The following is a 17,712-nucleotide window of genomic DNA, read 5'->3' as shown; positions in this document are numbered from 1 at the left end:
CCCCATTAGTCTGTTCAAGTGCGCGTACTCCTCATCGGAACGGGCGGCCGCGAGCACGCGCTCGCCGCCGCCCTGGCCGCCGACCCGGCCGTGACCTCGCTCGTCTGCGCTCCGGGGAGCCCGGGGATGGCGGCGCTCGGGGAGCTGGCCGCGGTCGACGCGCTGGACCCGGCCGCGGTGGCCGCGCTCGCCGTGGAGTCGGGGGCCGACCTGGTCGTGGTCGGCCCCGAGGCGCCGCTGGTGGCCGGGGTCGCCGACGCCGTGCGGGCCAAGGGCATCGCCTGCTTCGGCCCGTCGCAGGCGGCGGCCCAGCTCGAGGGCTCCAAGGCCTTCGCCAAAGACGTGATGCGCGCCGCGGGTGTGCCAACTGCCCGATCCTTCGTGTGTACCGCACCGGACCAGGCGGCCGCGGCGCTCGACGAGTTCGGCCCGCCGTACGTCGTCAAGGACGACGGGCTCGCCGCGGGCAAGGGCGTCGTCGTCACCGATGACCGCGACGCCGCCCTGGCGCACGCGGCGGCCTGCGGGCGCGTGGTCGTGGAGGAGTACCTCCGGGGCCCCGAGGTCTCGCTCTTCGTGGTGACCGACGGCACGGCGGCGGTACCGCTCCAGCCCGCCCAGGACTTCAAGCGCATCTTCGACGGCGACCAGGGCCCGAACACGGGTGGCATGGGCGCCTACTCGCCGCTGCCCTGGGCCCCGCCCGGCCTTGTCGACGAGGTCATGGCGACGGTGGTCCAGCCGACGCTTGCCGAGATGCGCCGGCGCGACACCCCGTTCAACGGCACCCTGTACGTCGGCCTGGCCCTGACCGAGGACGGCCCGAAGGTCATCGAGTTCAACTGCCGCTTCGGCGACCCCGAGACCCAGGCCGTCCTGGCCCGGCTGGAGACCCCGCTGGCCGGCGTCCTGCACGCCGCCGCGGTCGGCCGCCTGGCCGAGGACCCGCCGCTGGCCTGGCGCTCGAAGTCCGCCGTGACGGTGGTCATGGCCAGCGCCGGCTACCCCGAGTCGGCCCACAAGGGCGACGTCATCACCGGCGCCGACAACGTGCCCGGCGTCGCCCACTCCGGCACCGCTCGCCGCGCGGACGGCGCCCTGGTCACCGCGGGCGGCCGGGTGCTGACCTGCACCGCACTGGGCGCCACCCTGTCCGAGGCCCGGGAGGCCGCCTACGCGCTCGTGCGGAGCATCCACTTCGACGGCGCGCAGTTCCGCACCGACATCGCCCAGGCCGCCGCCGAGGGCCGGCTAAGCCTTCCAGGCGCGGCCCTGGAGTAGGCCGTCGGCGCCGATCCAGACGAAGTTCATCATGCGGGTCGCCGTGCGGTCCGGGTCCTCGTCGGCGTGGTCGGCCAGCCAGTCGGCCAGGGACTCGGCCGCGCCCACGTAGGCGAAGGCCATGGCCAGGAAGTCGTCGGGAGCCACCGGGCGGCCCGGTGTCGACTGCGCCCAGGCGCCTTCGAGGAGGCCGGCGACGAGCTCCACGATCCGGGTGCGCATGCCGTCCAGCTCACCCGCGAACACCGGCTCGCTGCGGGACTGGCGGTAGAGGACCTGCCAGCCGTCGCGGTGCTTGCCGACGAAGGCGAAGAACGCGCGCAGGCCGTTCCACAGCTGCTCGTCAGGGCGGGCGGTAGGCACGACGCCGGCCGCGACCGCCTCCATCAGGCGGGTGGCCTCGCGCTGCAGGCAGGCCAGGAACAGGTCTTCCTTGGGGCCCAGATACGCGTAGACCATCGGCTTGGAGATGCCGGCCACCTCCGCGATCTCGTCCATTGAGGCCGCGTGGAAGCCCCGCTTCGCGAAGACTTTCACTGCGGCGTCGAGCATCTGCTGCTCACGGACGACGCGGGGGAGGCGCTTCAGCATCTTGCCACCTTACCTACTCGTGCGTAAGGTTACGCATGAGTAGCTTAACCCCACCGAAGGGACAGCCATGTCCGATCTTGACGCCCTGGGCGACTTCAGCAACATCGACCCGAAGCAGTTCGCCGCGTACGTGAAGAGCGCGTCGGACTCGCAGCTGGCCGACATCATGAACAGCCCGCAGCGCAAGACGATCCTGGACACGATCTTCTCCCGGTTCCCCGAGCTGTTCCGGGCCGACCGCGCCGGTTCGACGAACGCGATCATCCACTGGAACATCACCGGCGCGCCCGACGGCGGCGCCGACTCCTACGAACTGGTCATCGCCAACGGCGCCTGCGTGCTCTCGCCGAGCCCCGACCAGGAGCCGAAGCTCGCGATCACCGTGGGCCCGGTCGACTTCCTCAAGGTCGTCTCCGGCGTCGGCAACCCCATGATGATGTTCATGACGGGCAAGCTGAAGGCCAAGGGCGATCTCGGCCTGGCCGCCAACATCGCCAACCTCTTCGACATCCCCAAGGGCTGATCGCCATGCCCGAGTTCTCGCTCGACCTGAACGAGGACCAGCGGGATCTCCGCGACTGGGTGCACGGCTTCGCGGCCGAAGTCGTGCGCCCGGCCGCCGCGGAGTGGGACAGCCGCGAGGAGACCCCCTGGCCGGTGATCCAGGAGGCGGCGAAGATCGGCCTGTACGGCTTCGAGTTCCTCGCCAACGCCTGGGCCGACCCGTCCGGGCTGTCGCTCTGCCTCGCCAACGAGGAGCTCTTCTGGGGCGACGCCGGCATCGGCATGGCGATCTTCGGCACCAGCCTGGCCGTCGCCGCCATCTTCGGCAGCGGCACGCCCGAGCAGATGGCCGAGTGGGTGCCGCAGTGCTTCGGCGACGCCGCCGAACCCAAGGTGGCCGCGTTCTGCACCACCGAGCCCGAGGCCGGCTCCGACGTCGGCTCGATGCGCACCCGGGCCCGCTACGACGAGGCCGCGGACGAGTGGGTGATCAGCGGCCAGAAGGCGTACGCGACGAACGGCGGCATCGCCAACGTGCACGTCGTGACGGCAAGCGTCGAGCCCGAGCTCGGCTCGCGGGGCCAGGCCGGCTTCATCGTCCCGCCCGGCACCAAGGGCCTGGACGGCTCGAAGAAGCTCAAGAAGCTCGGCCTGCGCGCCTCGCACACGGCCGACGTGTTCCTGGACGAGGTCCGGGTGCCCGGCGACAACGTCCTCGGCGGCCGGGAGGCGCTCGCGGAGCGGCTGGCCCGGGCCCGCGAGGGCCGCAGGTCGCAGGGCCAGGCCGCGATGCGCACGTTCGAGCTGTCCCGGCCGGCCGTCGGCGCGCAGGCGCTCGGGGTGGCCCGGGCCGCCTACGAGTACTCGCTCGACTACGCCAAGACCCGCGTGCAGTTCGGCCGGCCGATCATCGAGAACCAGGCCATCGCGTTCGCCCTGGCCGACATGCGCATGGAGATCGACGCCGCCCGGCTGCTGGTCTGGCGGGCCGCCTGGATGGGGCGCAACAACCGCGTCTTCGAGGCCGGCGAGGGCTCCATGAGCAAGCTCAAGGCCGGCGAGGTGGCCGTCGCGACCACCGAGAAGGCGGTGCAGATCCTCGGCGGTGCGGGCTTCCTGCGCGAGCACCCGGTCGAGCGCTGGTACCGCGACGCCAAGATCTACACCATCTTCGAGGGCACCAGCGAGATCCAGCGCCTGGTGATCTCTCGTGCGATCTCCGGAATCCACGTCCGCTGATTTCGCACAAACCTGGTTCTGAGGGATAAATTTCGCGTATGGACGCCGGATTCGTACTGCGAACACTGGCCCGCCGTAAGGTGCTCAACCCCGCCGCCCCCACCCGCGTGGTGCGCCAGCTCAACGCGCTGCGCCGGTGGGGGTTCGGCCTCTACGGCGAGATGCGCTCGGCCGCCGCCCGCGACCCGCGCCGCCTTGCGATCGTCGACGAGCGCCGCCAGGTCACCTACGGCGAGCTCGACCTGCGCGTCTGCCGGCTGGCCAACGCCCTGCGGGTCGAGCTCGGCGTCCGGCCCGGCGACCGCGTCGGCCTGCTCTGCGAAAACTCCGTGACGATGATCGAGCTGATGATGGCCGTTGTCGCGCTCGGGGCGCAGGCCGTGATGGTGAACACGGGGCTGGGCAACGCTCAGGTCGAGGCCGTCGCGCACGACCAGGGGCTGCAGCTGCTGCTGCATGACGAGGCGTTTCTGGAAATGCTTGCGGCGGTACCCCCGAATCTCCCGCGCCTTTCGACAGAGCGGATCGAGGAGCTCATCGGCCGCTCGCCGTCGGCCGACCTCGCCCCGCCGGACGAGCCCGGCTCGATCGTCGTGCTGACCAGCGGCACGACCGGCGCGCCGAAGGGGGCCAAGCGGCGCAACCCGGCCGGGCTGGCCCCGCTGGCCTCGGTCGTGTCGCGGATCCCGCTCAATGCGGGCGACCGGATGTTCGTGGCCGCGCCGCTGTTCCACACGTGGGGCCTGGCCGCCCTGCAGATCTCGCTCGCGCTGCGCGGCACCATCGTGCTGACCCGCCGCTTCGCCCCCGCGACCGCGCTGGCCGCGGTCAACGCGCACGCCTGCACGTCGCTGTTCGCGGTGCCGGTGATGCTCCAGCGGATCCTGGAGGCGCCTACGGTGCCGACGCCGACACTCAGGGTGGTCGCGGTCTCCGGCTCCGCGCTGCCCGGCCCGCTCGCCACCCGCTTCATGGACGTGTACGGCGACGTGCTCTACAACCTGTACGGCTCCACCGAGGCGTCGTGGGCGTCGATAGCCGTCCCGCGGGAGCTGCGGGCCGCGCCGGGCACGGCCGGCCGCCCGCCGCACGGCACCCGCCTGGCGATCCTGTCCGCGGCCGGCGCCCCGCAGCCGACGGGCGCGGTCGGGCGGATCTTCGTCGGCAACGACATGCTGTTCGAGGGTTACACCAACGGCACCGGCCGCGAGTACTACGGCGACCTCATCGCCACCGGTGACCTCGGCCACCTCGACGCCGACGGGCTGCTCTTCATCGACGGCCGCGAGGACGACATGGTCATCTCCGGCGGCGAGAACGTCTACCCGGCCGCCGTCGAGGACGTGATCGCCGAGCTGCCGCAGGTCCGCGAGGTGGCCGTGGCCGGCGTGCCGGACCAGGAGTTCGGGCAGCGGCTGGCCGCGTGGATCGCGCTGCACCCGGGGGAGACCGTCGACGCCGACGCCGTCCGCGAGTACGTCAGGCACCGGCTGGCCCGCTTCTCCGTGCCGCGCGACGTGTACTTCGTTGCCGGGCTGCCCCGCAACGCCACCGGCAAGATCATGCATCGTCAGCTTTTCCCCAGGTGAACCCAGGTTTCTTCCAGCTCGTGGCGTTATTCTCGGTCGTCCGATGGACAACGTCTGGTTTGAACTGACCCTGGTCCTACTGCTGACCTTGCTCAACGCGGCCTTCGCCGGCAGCGAGATGGCCCTCATCTCCCTGCGCGAGGGGCAGCTGCGCCGCCTCGAGCGCCGCGACGGTGCCGGCCGGGCCCTGGCCCGCCTTGCCCGCGACCCGAACCGCTTCCTGTCCACCATCCAGATCGGCATCACGCTCGCCGGGTTCCTGGCCTCGGCCACGGCCGCGGTCTCCCTGGCCGAGCCGGTCCGGCCGGCGCTTGGCTTCCTCGGCGGCGCGGCCGGCCCGGTCTCGATCGTCCTGGTCACCCTGGTGCTCACCTTCGTCACCCTGGTCATCGGCGAGCTCGCCCCGAAGCGGATCGCGATGCAGCGGGCGGAGGGCTGGGCGATGGCCGTGGCCCGGCCGCTGCGGGCGCTCTCCGCGCTGCTGCGCCCGGCCAACTGGGTGCTCACCTCGGCCAGTGACCTCGTCGTGCGCGCGGCCGGAGCCGACCCGCGCCGCCGCCAGGACGAGATCGGGCCGGAGGAGCTGCGGGACCTCGTCGCGTCCCAGCCCACCTTCACGCGCCAGCAGCGCGAGATCATCTCAGGCGCGGTCGAGATCGCCGCGCGGAGCCTCCGGGCCGTGCTGGTGCCGCGGCCGATGGTCTTCGCGCTGCAGGCGGCGACGCCGGTGGCGCAGGCGGCGGCCGAGCTGGCCGCGTCCGGCCATGCCCGGGCCCCGGTCATCGAGAACGGCGACCTGGACAGCGCCGCCGGGATCGTGCACTGGGCCGATCTCGTGCGGGCCGCCAACTCGGCAGCGGCCGGCGGCACCGTCCGCGACGTCATGCGCCCGGCCCTGCTGCTGCCGGAGTCGCTCCCGGTCGCCGACGCCCTGCAGCGGTTCAAGGCCGAGCGGCAGGAGCTTGCGCTCGTCGTCGACGAGCGCGGCGCCATCGACGGCATCGTGACGCTCACCGACGCGGTCGCCGAGGTGGTCGGCGCGCTGCCCGGCCCGGCCGCCGGCTCCCCTGTCCGCGAGAACGCCGACGGCACCGTGCTGCTGCCGGGCACCTTCCCGATCCACGACCTGGAGGACGTGCGCATCTCGCTGGAGATCGGGCCGGACGCGCCGTTCACCACCGTCGCCGGGCTGGTGCTGGCCCGGCTGGGCAAGCTGCCGACCGGCCCCGGCGAGACGGTGACCGTCCAGGACTGGCGGTTCACCGTCTCGCAGGTCCGCGGCCGGGCCATCACCGCGGTCACGGCCGAGCGGATCGCTCAGAACCAGGTCGGATAGAGCGTGGTCTCCCGTGCGCCGGCCGACCTGATCATCGAGTCCACGGCGAACGGCCGGAAGCCGGGCTCGTCGACCTGCACCTCGATGGTGACTTCGGTGCCGTCGGCCTTGTACGTCTCGATCCTGCGCTCGTTGGTGACGTGCACGGTCAGGCCGTTCACCGTCTCCACCCGGCACCCGGCCGCACACGGGTGCCGGTCCGCCCAGCCGGCCTGGTCGTCCGGGCTGGCGACGAGCCGCACCAGGAACGCGAAGCGGTGGCCGTCCTTGACGTAGTCCCGGCCGCCGGCGAAGCCCATCGCCACACTCGGGTCGCGCACGAACCGGGGGGCCGGGAAGTCGTAGAGGATCTCGTCCGGCAGGTTGGCGGCGAACGTCGCCGTCAGGAACGTGGCCATGTCGTCACACGACTTCGGCATGGGTCGGCGGGGCGGCGCGCCGTGCCCCGCGACGGAGCAGGGGGCCTCGGGCGGCGGCAGCGAGCCCAGCTGGGACGGCAGGACGATGACCATCGGGTCGAGCCACGTCGGGGTCGGCCGCGGCGATGACCCGGGAGACGCGGCGGACGTCGGGGCCGCGGCGACGACGGGCGGGGCCAGGTTGTCGCCGAAGTAGCGGGGCATCAGGGTCGCGCCGAGCGCCAGCACGGTCAGCCCGGCGACGACGCCGGCCAGTCGCAGGCCGTGGGTGCGGCGGCGTTCGCCGGCGATCAGGCGATCGACGTCGATGGTGGTGGGCGGCGGGGTGTCGCTCGCCTCGTACATGGCGTCCTTCAGATCCACAACGCTTCTCCCTCGCTGAGGTCGGCCCGCAGTGAGTCAAGGGCCCGGGCCGTCTGGCTCTTCACGGTTCCCTCGCTGCACCCCATGGCCTCGGCGGTCTCCTCGACGGAGAGGTCGCAGAAGTACCGCAGGACCAGGACGGCCCGGCGGCGCGGGGGCAGCTCGGCCAGCAGGGAGAGCACGGCGAGCCGGCGGTCGGCGTCGGGCCCCGGCGGGGCGACGGACTCGGGGAGCGCCGCGGTGGCGGTCTCCCGGCGCCAGGGCCGGCGTCGTTCGTCGAGCCAGGCGCGCATGAGCATGCGGCGGACGTACGCGTCCAGGTGCTCGACGCCGTTGGCCCGTTTCCAGTGCCGGTACAGCTTGACAAGCACCGTCGACACGAGATCGTCGGCGGTGTGCCAGTCGCCGCACAGCAGGAATGCGGTGCGGCGCAGGCGATCGAGGTTGCCGCCGACGTACTCGCGGTATGACTGCTCCGGCGTCATCCGTTCCCTCCCCTATGGGTACGTGGAGGAAACGGAGGCTTCGCCGCCCGGGGTTGCCTGAGATTTCGCCCTTTTACGCGACGCTTCCGACCGGTGGCACATTGGCCAGGCCGACGCCGAGCAGGATCGCGAACAGCACGAGCGTGCCCGCGACCGTCGCGATCTGGACCGGCGTGCGCTGCTTCTGCGGCGCGTAGGCGAAGCCGGCCGCGACGAGCGCGCCCGTGACCAGGCCACCGATGTGGGCCTGCCAGGAGATCCCGCTGATGCTGAACGTGAGGATCAGGTTGAGCACGAGCACCGGGATGATGCTGGCGACGCTGAGGCGCATCCTGCGGAACACCACGATCAGCGCGGTGAACATGCCGAAGATCGCGCCCGAGGCCCCGGCGCTCGCCGTGTTGGGGGCGGCGGCGAGGAAGACCAGCACGCTGCCGCCGAGGCCGCACAGCAGGTAGAGCGCGAGGAACCGCACCCGGCCGAGCGCGGCCTCCAGGGGGCGGCCGAGGATCCACAGCGCCCACATGTTCATCAGCAGGTGGAACACGCCGTAGTGCAGGAATATCGACGTGAACAGCTGGTAGAAGTCACCGTCGGCGACGCTGTCACCGGCCAGCCGGATGCCCGAGCCCTGTGCGGTGAAGTAGGGCACTTCGGCGCCCCAGTCGTGCAGCGGGGTCGAGCCGCTGAGCAGCCCGCCCAGGCCACCGCCGGCCACGCCCTTGGCGGCGTTGCTGCCCGCGCTGATGATGCCGATGATGAACACCAGCACGTTGATCACGATGAGCGTGATCGTCACCGTGCCGGCCGCGCCCGCCTGGGTGCCGCCGAAGGCGGTGCGGGCCTGCCGCTGGGTCTTGCTGCCCGCGCGGACGCACTCCGGGCACTGGAAGCCGACCGACGCCTCGTTCATGCAGTCGGGGCAGATCGGCCGGTCACAGCGGTTGCACCGGACGTAGGTCTCGCGGTCGGTGTGCCGGTAGCAGACGGGGACCACGGGCGCCGGCGGCTGAGTCATGCTCTCAAGGTTAGCCAGCACTCATCCGCAGCCGGGGGACCGGAGCGGCCCGGCCCCCTGGCGCTGCGGTGCAGCGGGCTTCGTCAGCTGCCGGTGCGCTCGATCGAGACCTTTTCGATCACGACGTCGCTCACCGGGCGGTCGTTGGCGCCGGTGCGGGTGGTGGCGATCTGGTCGACGACCTTGCGGGACTCGTCGTCGGCGACCTCACCGAAGATCGTGTGCTTGCCGTTGAGGTGCGGGGTCGGGCCGACGGTCACGAAGAACTGCGAGCCGTTGGTGCCCTGCCCGAAGCGCGTGCCCGCGTTGGCCATGGCCAGCAGGTAGGGCCGGTCGAAGCGCAGCTCAGGGTGGATCTCGTCGTTGAAGGTGTAGCCCGGGCCGCCGGTACCGGTGCCCGTCGGGTCACCACCCTGGATCATGAAGCCAGAGATGACCCGGTGGAAGATGACGCCGTTGTAGTACGGACCGCTCCCCGGCTGGCCGGTGCGCGGGTCCGTGTATTCCGCGGAGCCCTCGGCGAGCTCCACGAAGTTGCGCACGGTCTTCGGCGCCTTGGTGGGGAACAGCTCGATCCGGATGGCGCCGACATTCGTGTGCAGTGTCGCGAACAGTTGCTCGGCCACCAGCTCTCCCTTTCCTTGGTGACATTCCGTCATCACGGTATCCGACGCGGATTCTGCCGGTTCCGGGTGTGTCGGCCGCCGGATCGGGGCACGATGACGGCAGCGGTCCTGACCGTGAGGTTCTCCCTGCTCCCGGGTGTGTCTTCGGCCGGATCGGGGTAACCGGGGATGGACGGAAAATCGCGCCTCGGGAGGTGGAGCAAGTGTTCGCACGTCGTCAGGTGCAGTCGCACACCCGGCTCATGCAGGACGAGCTCGGGCAGAGTCTTGATCACCTGCGGATGGCCGCGGCGCACGCCGCCGATGGTGCTTCAGGCGCCTTGGCGCCGCGTGTCGACGCTGCCCGCAAAGCGGTGAAGCCGCGGCTCGACAGTGGGGTCAACCGGGCCGTGGGCGGCATGGAGTCGGTCATGATGCTCGCACGTGAGCGCAGCCAGCAGGCCCAGAAGCAGGCCCAGAAGGCGAGCAAGAAGGCCGGCAAGAAGGCCGACAAGATGGGGCGCAAGGCCAAGAACAAGCTGACGCGCAGCGAGCCCAAGACCTCGCGCCGACTGCCGCTGGCCATCGGTGGCCTGGTCGTGGCCGGTGCCGCCGTCGGTGCGGCGGCCGCGTACATGCGCCGCCGCCGCGACGAGCAGAGCTGGGACGAGTACGGCTCGACCCGCACCACCAGCGACACCGGCTCGATGCTCGACGCCGCCAAGTCCACCATGGACGCCGGCGTCGACAAGGCCAGGACGATGGGCGAGGCGGCGAAGGATCGCGCCTCGGACCTGATCGGGCACAAGAGCACGAACAGCGGCCCGACCGGCGTCGGGGACTACGACAAGACGACCCCGATGCCGAACAGCCGTCCGTAACGCACGCTCGATCATGTAGGCGGCCCGTCCCTAGCCACGAGGGACGGGCCACCTATGTGGCTGGTCAGTACTTCCCCTGACCCACGGGGACTTTACAACCAGCCACTTCGGCGGAAGCCCCAGAAGAGGGCACCGCTGCCCAGCACCATGAGAGCCATCACGCCGGGGTAGCCGAATACCCAGTGCGTCTCCGGCATGAAGTCGAAGTTCATGCCGTAAATGCCCGCGATCGACGTGATGAGGGCGGCGATACCGGCCCACGCCGCGATCTTGCGCATGTCGTTGTTCTGATCGACGCTCACCTGCGCCAGCCGGGCCGCGAGGACCGAGTTGATGACGTCGTCGAGGTACAGCACTTGCTCGACCGCCCGCGCGAGGTTGTCGGCGACGTCGCGGTAGTAGCGCTTGATCTCCTCCGGCACGTCGGCGAGCTGCCCGGTGACCAGGCCGTTCATCGGGCGCTGGAGCGGCAGCACGGCCCGCTTGAACTCCATCAGCTCGCGCTTGAGCTGGTAGATGCGCTGAATCCGGTCGGCGCTGTGCCGGCCCCGGTTGGCCTGCGGGCTGAAGACCTGGTCCTCGACCGCGGCCACGTCCTCCTCGATGCCCTGGGCGACGTCGACGAGCGTGTCGACAACGCTGTCGGCCACCGCGTACGCCACCGCCCACGGGCCGCGGGCCAGCACCTCCCGCCGCCGCTCCAGCCCGGAGCGGACGGGAGCGAGCCGGCTGGCGTCGCCGTGGCGGACGGTGATGATGAAGTGCTCGCCGATGAACATCAGCACGTCGCCGGTCTCGACCACCTCGCTGGTGTCGGTCAGCTCGTCGTGCTCCACGTAGCGGGCGGTGCGCATGGTGAGGAAGGTCATCTCGCCGTACCGCTCCACCTTGGGCCGCTGCCGTGACTGCACGGCGTCCTCGACCGCGAGCTCGTGCAGCTGGAACGTGTCGGCGATGGCGGCCATCTCGGCCGCCACCGGCTCCTTGAGCCCGATCCACACGAAGCCGTGGTGCCGGCGGGCGGCGGCCAGGGCGTCGGCGTAGTCGCGGTGGCCGGGCTGGCGGACCCCGTCGATGTAGAGCGCGCAGTCCACTATCGCGCTGTGCTCGGGCGGCGCGGCCCCGGGCTTGGCGGGCAGGGTCGCGGAGCTGTTGAGCATCCGCGACATCGCCCTCACCGGCCGGGAGAGCGCGCGCTGCAGCGGACCGGAGCTGGGGGGCTGTTCGTCGGCCATCTCGACCTCCCGGGTGGGGACGGGGGTCGGTCCGCGCGCGCGATGTTGGCACCGGGTGGACCGACCGCAGGTGGGGGGTGGGGGCGCGGTCGGCCCACCCGGTGCCGTTGGGGGGCGGGGGGTGATGCCTGTGCGGCGCGACACAAAAGCGCGCCGGGCTGGATTTTGATCCATCCGACACCGCCAGCGGAACCACCCCCACCATCACGGTTTGGTGTCAGGTTCCTTGGAGCAGGTATTTATACCTTGTGCGCGGTCTCACGCAGACTTGCGAACCGCTTCGATCGCCGCGGCCAGGCGCTGGACGCCCTCCTCGACCTCCTCGGTGAGCACCGCCGAGAACGCCAGCCGGACCGAGTGCCGCCCGCCGTCGAGCAGGAAGTCGCTGCCCTTGACGATCGCCACGTTGAAGTCCCGCTGGGCGACCGTCTCGAGCTCGGTCGTGTCGACGTCGTCGGGCAGCTCGACCCACAGGAAGTAGCCGCCGTCGGGCTCGACGAACGTGGCATCGGGGATGTGCTTGCGCAGCCCTTCGGCCAGCAGCCGGGCCCGCTCGCCGAGCGTCGCCGAGACCTTCGCGATCGAGCGCTCGATGTCGCCGTTCACGCAGAACTGGTGCGTGATCGCCTGGGCCACCATGCTCGGCGAGATATAGATCGTCGTCGCCTTCTTGGCGATGTCGGCGATCGTCGCCTTCGGCCCCACGAGGTAGCCGACCCGCAGGCCCGGCGCGATCGTCTTGGTGAACGAGCTCGCGTGCACCACGACGCCGGCGGTGTCCTCGGACAGCATCGTCGGCAGCTTCTCGCCCCGCCAGCGGATGTCCGCGTAGGGGTCGTCCTCGAAGATCGTGAAGCCGTACTCCTGGGCCAGCGCGATGAGCGCCGTCCGCTTTTCCGCCGACAGGGTGACCCCGGCCGGGTTCTGGAAGTTGGGGATGATGTGCGCCAGGACCGGGCGGACCCCGCTCTCCAGCAGCGCGCGCAGCTCGCCGACGTCGATGCCGTCGGACTCCAGCGTCACCGGGTGGACCTCGGCGCCGAGGTTGCGCAGGTTGAGCAGCGTGCGGTCGTAGGTCGGCTTCTCCACGACCACGGCGTCGCCCGGCTTCACCAGGTGCGCGAACAGCAGGGCGTCGGCCTGCATCGAGCCGTTGGTCACGATGACCTGCTCGGCCTCCACGCCGTGCTTGGCGGCGATCCAGGCGCGCAGCTTCGGGTAGCCCACGGACGTGCCGTAGGCCGTGATGCCGGCCGGGTCCGCCTCGAAGGCGCGAACGGCGGCGGACTTGAGCCCGTCGACGTCGATGATGTCGAGACTCGGCGCGCCGCGGGCGAAAGAAATCAGCTGCATGCCTGGCAGCCTACGCACGGACCCGGTGGCCGTTCAGCCGAGTTCCCGCCGTCCACCCGGCCCGGACACGGGGGTTTCGAGCGTTCTTGCGACCGAACGGCCCGCGGGCGCGAAGGATTACGCCGGAATTGACGTCTGGACCCAGACTCGCATGATGTCGCGGACAGATATGACGCCCAACACATCGTCGCCGTCGAGGACGACCAGGTGCCGGAAGCCGCCGCGGACCATCGCGGAGGCGGCCTGCTCGATCGTCCACGCGGGGCTCGCGTAGACGACGTCCCAGGTGATGTGGTCGGCGGCCCGCTCGACGTCCGGGTCGAGGTCGGTGCCGATCGCGTTGAGAATGTCCCGCTCGGTGATGATGCCGATCCCGGCGCCGTCCGGGTCGTGCACGATCGCCGAGCCGACTTTCCGCCGGGCCATGAGCCCGGCCGCCTGGCGCAGTGTGTGGTCGGGGCCGAGCTGGACGACGGCCGTGGACATCGCTTCGTGTACCTGCATGGTGATCACTCCTCGCAAGGGCACGGTTACGGGACATGCTCCCGGTATGCCCGCGATGTCACAAGAGCCGCTCACCCTGGCGAAGGGGGAGATAAAGTTGCCCAACGTGCGGTTTCTCAACGACCAGACGCCCGGGCACGACCTGACCTACGACGATGTCTTCATGGTGCCGAGCCGCTCGGCCGTGGAGTCGCGGATGCAGGTCGACCTCACCACCCGCGACGGCAGCGGCACGACGATCCCGATCGTGGTGTCGAACATGACGGCGGTGGCGGGGCGCCGGATGGCCGAGACCGTGGCCCGGCGCGGCGCCCTCGCGGTCATCCCCCAGGACATCCCGATCGACGTGGTCGGCGAGGCGGTGTCCTGGGTCAAGCGGCGCCACCTCGTCTACGACACCCCCATCACGCTCGGCCCGACCGAGACCGTGTCGCTCGCGCTCGACCTGCTGCCGAAGCGGGCGCACGGCGCGGTGATCGTGGTCGAGGACGGTCGCCCGGTCGGTGTGGTGACCGAGGCCGACTGCGCCGACGTCGACCGGTTCAGCCAGCTGCGCCACGTCATGTCGAGCAACCTGCTCACGCTGCCCGACGACGTGACGCCCGAGGACGCGTTCAACCGCCTCACCGCCGGCCACCACCGCCTGGCCCCGGTCATCGACCCGGCCGGGCGGCTCGTCGGCATCCTCACCCGCCACGCCGCCCTGCGGGCCACCCTGTACTCCCCCGCCGTCGACGCCGAGCACCGGCTGCGCATCGGGGCCGCCATCGGCATCACCGGCGACGCCGCCGGAAGGGCCGACAAGCTCCTCGCCGCCGGGGTCGACGTGCTCGTCGTCGACACCGCCCACGGCCACCAGGAGCGGATGATCAGCACCCTGCGCGCGGTCCGGGCGCTGAACCCGGTGGTCCCCCTCGTCGCCGGCAACGTCGTCACCCGGGACGGCGTGGCCGACCTGCTGAACGCGGGCGCCGACATCGTCAAGGTGGGCGTCGGCCCCGGCGCCATGTGCACCACCCGGATGATGACCGGCGTCGGGCGGCCGCAGTTCTCCGCGGTCCTCGAGTGCGCCGAGGAGGCCCGCCGCCACGGCGGTCACGTGTGGGCCGACGGTGGCGTGCGCCACCCCCGCGACGTGGCCCTGGCCCTCGCGGCCGGCGCGTCGAACGTGATGATCGGCTCATGGCTGGCCGGCACCCATGAGTCGCCGGGCGACCCGCGCCGCGACGCCGACGGCCGGCTGTACAAGGAGAACTTCGGGATGGCCTCGGCCCGCGCGGTCAGCCGTCGCACCGCCGACGACAGTGTCTACGAGCGGGCCCGCAAGGCCCTGTTCGAGGAGGGCATCTCGTCCTCCCGCATGTACCTCGACCCGCGCCGCCCGGGCGTCGAGGACATCCTGGACGCGATCGTGGCCGGCGTGCGCAGCGCCTGCACCTACGCGGGTGCGGCCGATCTCGCCGAGTTCGCTGATCGCGCTACCGTCGGTGTGCAGAGCGCCGCCGGGTACGCCGAAGGGAAGCCGCTCGATGTGAGCTGGTGAGCGTACCCAATAGTCCTGAGAGTTGCCGGAAAGACCGGATGGATTCGTCACTCGCAGGTCACGTAAGGTGCGTGTCGTGAACTCCGCTCGCGACCCCCTCGGCTTGTGACCGCACGGCCGCTGCTGCGCCGCTTGCAGGGTCTTCGCGGCGCTTCCCGATTCGTCGGTGCGGGCCTGCTCGACCAGGTCGTGATCGCCGCGGCCAACTCGGCGAACACGCTCCTGGGCGGCATCCTGCTGCCCAAGGAGCAGTTCGGCGCGCTCGCCCTGGCCCTCGCGGTCGGATACTTCGCGATGTACCTCAACCGGGCGATCGTCGGCGACGTGCTGCTCGCGCTCGCGTCGCGCTACGACGGCGAGCCCCGCATCCGCCTGGCCCGCAACGGCCTGGCCACCGCGCTCTGCTCCGGTCTCGTCACCACCGTCGTGTTCGTGGTGCTGTGGGCGGCGTGGCCGAATCGCGGCGAGATCGACCTGCACGACCTCATCTGGCTGGCCCCGTTCATGGTGCCGATCATGCTGCACGACACCGCCCGCTGCGACTACCTGGCCGACCGCCGCCCGGACAAGGCCCTCGGCATCGACGTGGTCTGGGCCGGCACGCAGGCCGTCATGGTCGCGATCATGATCGTCACCCACAGCTCGAGCGCCGGCGGGCTGCTCACTGTGTGGGGTCTCGGCGCGACCGCGGGCATCACCGTCTACCTCCTGCGCGAGCGCCGCCTGCCGTGGCAGGGCCGCCCCATGGCCTGGCTGACCGAGACCCGCCACCTGTCCAGCTGGTTCACTGTCACGGCGGTCGTCGCCCAGATCCAGGTCCTGGCCATCAGCTTCGTCGTCGCCGGGCGCCTGTCCAAGGTCGACCTGGGCAACCTGCGCTTCGTGCAGACCGTGCAGCTGCAGCCGGTACAAAATCTGATCACGGCGATTCAGAGCCTGCTCGTGCCGCGGGCCTCCCGCAGTGCCGCCGACGCGGCCAAGCCCGGCCCCGAGGGCGCGGCGGCGGCCGCCGCGCTGCGCCGCCAGACCCGGACCCTGGCCATCGCCTTCGCCGTCCTGGGCGCCCTGATGGTGCTGATCGTGTGGCCGATCGTCGCCTACGTGCTCGTCCACACCCACAAGTTCTCCGAGGCCGCCCCGCTGGCGCTGCCGATCGCCCTGCAGGGCGCGGTCTACCTGCTGCAGGTGCCGTTCACCGCGGCGATGCGGGGCATGCACCGGGCCCGGATGCTCTTCCTGCAGTACGTCGTGTTCGCCGTGGTCTCCCTGAGCGGTCTGACCCTGGGCGCCGACTGGGGCGGCCTGCACGGCGCCGCGTGGGGCCTGCTGGCCGGCTCGACCGCGGGCCTGGTCTGCATGATCGTCCTGTACCTCTACGCGCTGCGCTGGGTCGGCCCGCCCGCCGGCGCCCCGGCCTCCGCCCAGCCCGAGGTCCCGCAGAAGGTCTAGGCCCGGTCGCCCCCGCAACCGCTCCCGCCTGGGCCGCGTGACTAGGCTGCTGGTCACTATGAAGGTCGTCGTCGCGCACAACCGGTATGCGTCCGGGCAGCCCTCCGGCGAGAACGTGATCGTCGACGCGGAGATCGCGCAGCTGGGCGCGGCCGGCGTCACGGTACTGCCGTTCCTGCGCAGCTCCGACGAGATCGGCACGTTCTCCAAAGCCCAGAAGGTGCTGCTGCCGCTGGCCCCGATCCGCGGCGGCGACTCCCAGCGCGCCCTGGCCACGCTGCTGGAGCGCGAGAAGCCCGACGTGCTGCACCTGCACAACCCGTATCCGCTGCTGTCGCCGACGGTGGTGAAGACGGCCCACGCGCACGGCGTCCCGGTCGTGCACACGGTGCACAACTACCGGCAGGTGTGCGCGCCGGGCCTGTATTTCCGCGACGGCCACATCTGCACGGAGTGCCGCGGCAAGACGTTCCCGACGCCGGCTGTCGCGCACGCGTGCTACCGGGGCTCGAAGGCCCAATCCGCGGTGATGGCGGCGACGCTGGCGTATCACCGCAGCACCTGGAAGCAGGTCGACCGCTTCATCGCCCTCACCGACCGCATCGCCACGCACCTGGTCGACTTCGGCATCCCCGCGGAGCGGATCACCGTCAAGCCCAACGGCATCCCCGACACCGGCGCCGCGAACGCCCCCGGCGACGGGTTCCTGTTCGCCGGCCGGCTGAGCCCCGAGAAAGGCCTGGCGCTGGTGCTGGATGCCTGGTCCCGGCACGACGACGGGGCGCTCGGGCCGCTGCGGATCGCCGGCGACGGTGAACTGCGTCCCCGCGCGGAGGCGGCGGCCGCGACCAGGTCCGACGTCACCTACCTCGGCCCGCTCGACAACGCCGGGGTCCGCGCCGAGATCGCCCGCGCGGCGTGCGTGATCGCGGCCTCCACCTGGCACGACGTGCTGCCGACAATCATCCTCGAGGCGCTGTCCGGCGGGCGGCCGGTGCTCGTCACCGACCGGGGCGGGATGCCCTACCTGACCGGGAACGCGGGCTGGGTCGTCGAACCGGAGCCGGCCGCGCTCGCCGACGGGCTGGCGAAGGCGCGCGCGGGCGCGGCGGCGCTGGCTCCGGTCGCGCGAGCGCGCTACGAGAGCGAGTTCGCGCCGGACGTGCTGACCGAGCGCTTGATCGAGGTGTACCGCACCGTCGCCGGACGCGGCTGACCCGTCCGCGCCCCGGCGCGGCGGACATTCCCCGGCGCCACCCCGGGCGGCCCGGCGCCGGAGCCTTCTGCGCCGCAGAGCGCAGCGAGCCGGAAAACTGG

Annotated in this window: 17 protein-coding genes; 9 read left to right on the top strand and 8 right to left on the bottom strand. The window is 71.5% G+C overall.

Features of this window, described 5'->3' with window-relative positions; translation table 11 throughout:
• The first annotated feature begins 18 nt into the window (after positions 1-18).
• Positions 19-1,281: a phosphoribosylamine--glycine ligase gene (gene purD, locus Dvina_RS53445; protein WP_223100167.1), complete on the top strand. Its 1,263-nt coding sequence runs from the start codon at positions 19-21 to the stop codon at positions 1,279-1,281.
• Here the strand turns inward: purD and Dvina_RS53440 are convergent.
• Positions 1,252-1,872 (bottom strand): TetR/AcrR family transcriptional regulator, encoded by a 621-nt coding sequence (locus Dvina_RS53440; RefSeq protein WP_223100165.1) that lies wholly within the window; start codon positions 1,870-1,872, stop codon positions 1,252-1,254. The genes purD and Dvina_RS53440 overlap by 30 nt on opposite strands.
• Positions 1,873-1,939: 67 nt before the next feature.
• Here Dvina_RS53440 and Dvina_RS53435 point away from each other — a divergent pair, with 67 nt between their 5' ends.
• From Dvina_RS53435 to Dvina_RS53420, 4 genes are read left to right on the top strand one after another with little or no spacing between them, the layout of a single operon-like run.
• Positions 1,940-2,395 (top strand): SCP2 sterol-binding domain-containing protein, encoded by a 456-nt coding sequence (locus Dvina_RS53435; protein WP_223100164.1) that lies wholly within the window; start codon positions 1,940-1,942, stop codon positions 2,393-2,395.
• Positions 2,396-2,400: 5 nt separating this feature from the next.
• Positions 2,401-3,615, top strand: a complete 1,215-nt coding sequence (locus Dvina_RS53430; protein ID WP_223100162.1) for an acyl-CoA dehydrogenase family protein — start codon at positions 2,401-2,403, stop codon at positions 3,613-3,615.
• A 38-nt stretch (positions 3,616-3,653) separates the two neighbouring features.
• Complete coding sequence (locus Dvina_RS53425) at positions 3,654-5,204, top strand: AMP-binding protein (RefSeq protein WP_223100160.1); 1,551 nt, start codon at positions 3,654-3,656, stop codon at positions 5,202-5,204.
• 43 nt (positions 5,205-5,247) lie between these two features.
• Complete coding sequence (locus Dvina_RS53420) at positions 5,248-6,540, top strand: hemolysin family protein (protein ID WP_223100158.1); 1,293 nt, start codon at positions 5,248-5,250, stop codon at positions 6,538-6,540.
• Here the strand turns inward: Dvina_RS53420 and Dvina_RS53415 are convergent.
• The 4 genes from Dvina_RS53415 to Dvina_RS53400 all read right to left on the bottom strand — a co-directional run bounded on the left by Dvina_RS53415 (position 6,522) and on the right by Dvina_RS53400 (position 9,451).
• Positions 6,522-7,322 (bottom strand): hypothetical protein, encoded by an 801-nt coding sequence (locus tag Dvina_RS53415; RefSeq protein WP_223100156.1) that lies wholly within the window; start codon positions 7,320-7,322, stop codon positions 6,522-6,524. The genes Dvina_RS53420 and Dvina_RS53415 overlap by 19 nt on opposite strands.
• Entirely contained in the window at positions 7,313-7,807 is a 495-nt protein-coding gene (locus Dvina_RS53410) for a SigE family RNA polymerase sigma factor (RefSeq protein ID WP_223100154.1), read from the bottom strand. Before Dvina_RS53410 ends, Dvina_RS53415 begins: the two co-directional genes overlap by 10 nt.
• 73 nt (positions 7,808-7,880) lie before the next feature.
• Positions 7,881-8,825 (bottom strand): rhomboid family intramembrane serine protease, encoded by a 945-nt coding sequence (locus Dvina_RS53405; RefSeq protein WP_223100153.1) that lies wholly within the window; start codon positions 8,823-8,825, stop codon positions 7,881-7,883.
• 83 nt (positions 8,826-8,908) lie between these two features.
• Entirely contained in the window at positions 8,909-9,451 is a 543-nt protein-coding gene (locus Dvina_RS53400; RefSeq protein WP_246655911.1) for a peptidylprolyl isomerase, read from the bottom strand.
• Between the two features lie 203 nt (positions 9,452-9,654).
• Between Dvina_RS53400 and Dvina_RS53395 the strand changes: the two genes are divergently transcribed.
• Positions 9,655-10,311: a hypothetical protein gene (locus tag Dvina_RS53395; RefSeq protein WP_223100149.1), complete on the top strand. Its 657-nt coding sequence runs from the start codon at positions 9,655-9,657 to the stop codon at positions 10,309-10,311.
• Positions 10,312-10,403: 92 nt separating this feature from the next.
• Here Dvina_RS53395 and Dvina_RS53390 read toward each other — a convergent pair whose 3' ends face one another.
• From Dvina_RS53390 to Dvina_RS53380, 3 genes are all read right to left on the bottom strand, one after another.
• On the bottom strand, positions 10,404-11,546 hold the full coding sequence (locus tag Dvina_RS53390) for a magnesium and cobalt transport protein CorA (protein WP_246655910.1): 1,143 nt from the start codon (positions 11,544-11,546) through the stop codon (positions 10,404-10,406).
• 258 nt (positions 11,547-11,804) lie between these two features.
• On the bottom strand, positions 11,805-12,899 hold the full coding sequence (locus tag Dvina_RS53385; protein WP_379993147.1) for an aminotransferase-like domain-containing protein: 1,095 nt from the start codon (positions 12,897-12,899) through the stop codon (positions 11,805-11,807).
• A gap of 117 nt (positions 12,900-13,016) precedes the next feature.
• Complete coding sequence (locus Dvina_RS53380) at positions 13,017-13,403, bottom strand: CBS domain-containing protein (RefSeq protein WP_223106232.1); 387 nt, start codon at positions 13,401-13,403, stop codon at positions 13,017-13,019.
• A gap of 163 nt (positions 13,404-13,566) precedes the next feature.
• Between Dvina_RS53380 and Dvina_RS53375 the strand changes: the two genes are divergently transcribed.
• From Dvina_RS53375 to Dvina_RS53365, 3 genes are all read left to right on the top strand, one after another.
• Entirely contained in the window at positions 13,567-14,946 is a 1,380-nt protein-coding gene (locus tag Dvina_RS53375; protein ID WP_425516579.1) for a GuaB1 family IMP dehydrogenase-related protein, read from the top strand.
• 105 nt (positions 14,947-15,051) lie between these two features.
• Complete coding sequence (locus Dvina_RS53370) at positions 15,052-16,395, top strand: MATE family efflux transporter (protein ID WP_223100144.1); 1,344 nt, start codon at positions 15,052-15,054, stop codon at positions 16,393-16,395.
• A 58-nt stretch (positions 16,396-16,453) separates the two neighbouring features.
• Positions 16,454-17,611 (top strand): glycosyltransferase, encoded by a 1,158-nt coding sequence (locus Dvina_RS53365; RefSeq protein ID WP_223100142.1) that lies wholly within the window; start codon positions 16,454-16,456, stop codon positions 17,609-17,611.
• Positions 17,612-17,712: the final 101 nt, after the last annotated feature.

Source organism: Dactylosporangium vinaceum (assembly GCF_019904175.1).
GTDB lineage: Bacteria > Actinomycetota > Actinomycetes > Mycobacteriales > Micromonosporaceae > Dactylosporangium > Dactylosporangium vinaceum.
The sequence above is the reverse complement of the archived record's forward strand: the minus strand, read 5'-3'. Positions and strand labels throughout refer to the sequence as shown.

Excerpts from the sequence above, each read along its gene's own strand:
- Dvina_RS53420 (WP_223100158.1), top strand. The coding sequence starts at position 5,248 with ATGGACAACGTCTGGTTTGAACTGACCCTGGTCCTACTGCTGACCTTG.
- Dvina_RS53365 (WP_223100142.1), top strand. The coding sequence starts at position 16,454 with ATGAAGGTCGTCGTCGCGCACAACCGGTATGCGTCCGGGCAGCCCTCC.
- Dvina_RS53435 (WP_223100164.1), top strand. The coding sequence starts at position 1,940 with ATGTCCGATCTTGACGCCCTGGGCGACTTCAGCAACATCGACCCGAAG.
- Dvina_RS53380 (WP_223106232.1), bottom strand. The coding sequence starts at position 13,403 with ATGCAGGTACACGAAGCGATGTCCACGGCCGTCGTCCAGCTCGGCCCC.
- Dvina_RS53430 (WP_223100162.1), top strand. The coding sequence starts at position 2,401 with ATGCCCGAGTTCTCGCTCGACCTGAACGAGGACCAGCGGGATCTCCGC.
- Dvina_RS53375 (WP_425516579.1), top strand. The coding sequence starts at position 13,567 with ATGGTGCCGAGCCGCTCGGCCGTGGAGTCGCGGATGCAGGTCGACCTC.
- Dvina_RS53385 (WP_379993147.1), bottom strand. The coding sequence starts at position 12,899 with ATGCAGCTGATTTCTTTCGCCCGCGGCGCGCCGAGTCTCGACATCATC.
- Dvina_RS53425 (WP_223100160.1), top strand. The coding sequence starts at position 3,654 with ATGGACGCCGGATTCGTACTGCGAACACTGGCCCGCCGTAAGGTGCTC.
- Dvina_RS53440 (WP_223100165.1), bottom strand. The coding sequence starts at position 1,872 with ATGCTGAAGCGCCTCCCCCGCGTCGTCCGTGAGCAGCAGATGCTCGAC.
- Dvina_RS53410 (WP_223100154.1), bottom strand. The coding sequence starts at position 7,807 with ATGACGCCGGAGCAGTCATACCGCGAGTACGTCGGCGGCAACCTCGAT.
- Dvina_RS53390 (WP_246655910.1), bottom strand. The coding sequence starts at position 11,546 with ATGGCCGACGAACAGCCCCCCAGCTCCGGTCCGCTGCAGCGCGCGCTC.
- Dvina_RS53405 (WP_223100153.1), bottom strand. The coding sequence starts at position 8,825 with ATGACTCAGCCGCCGGCGCCCGTGGTCCCCGTCTGCTACCGGCACACC.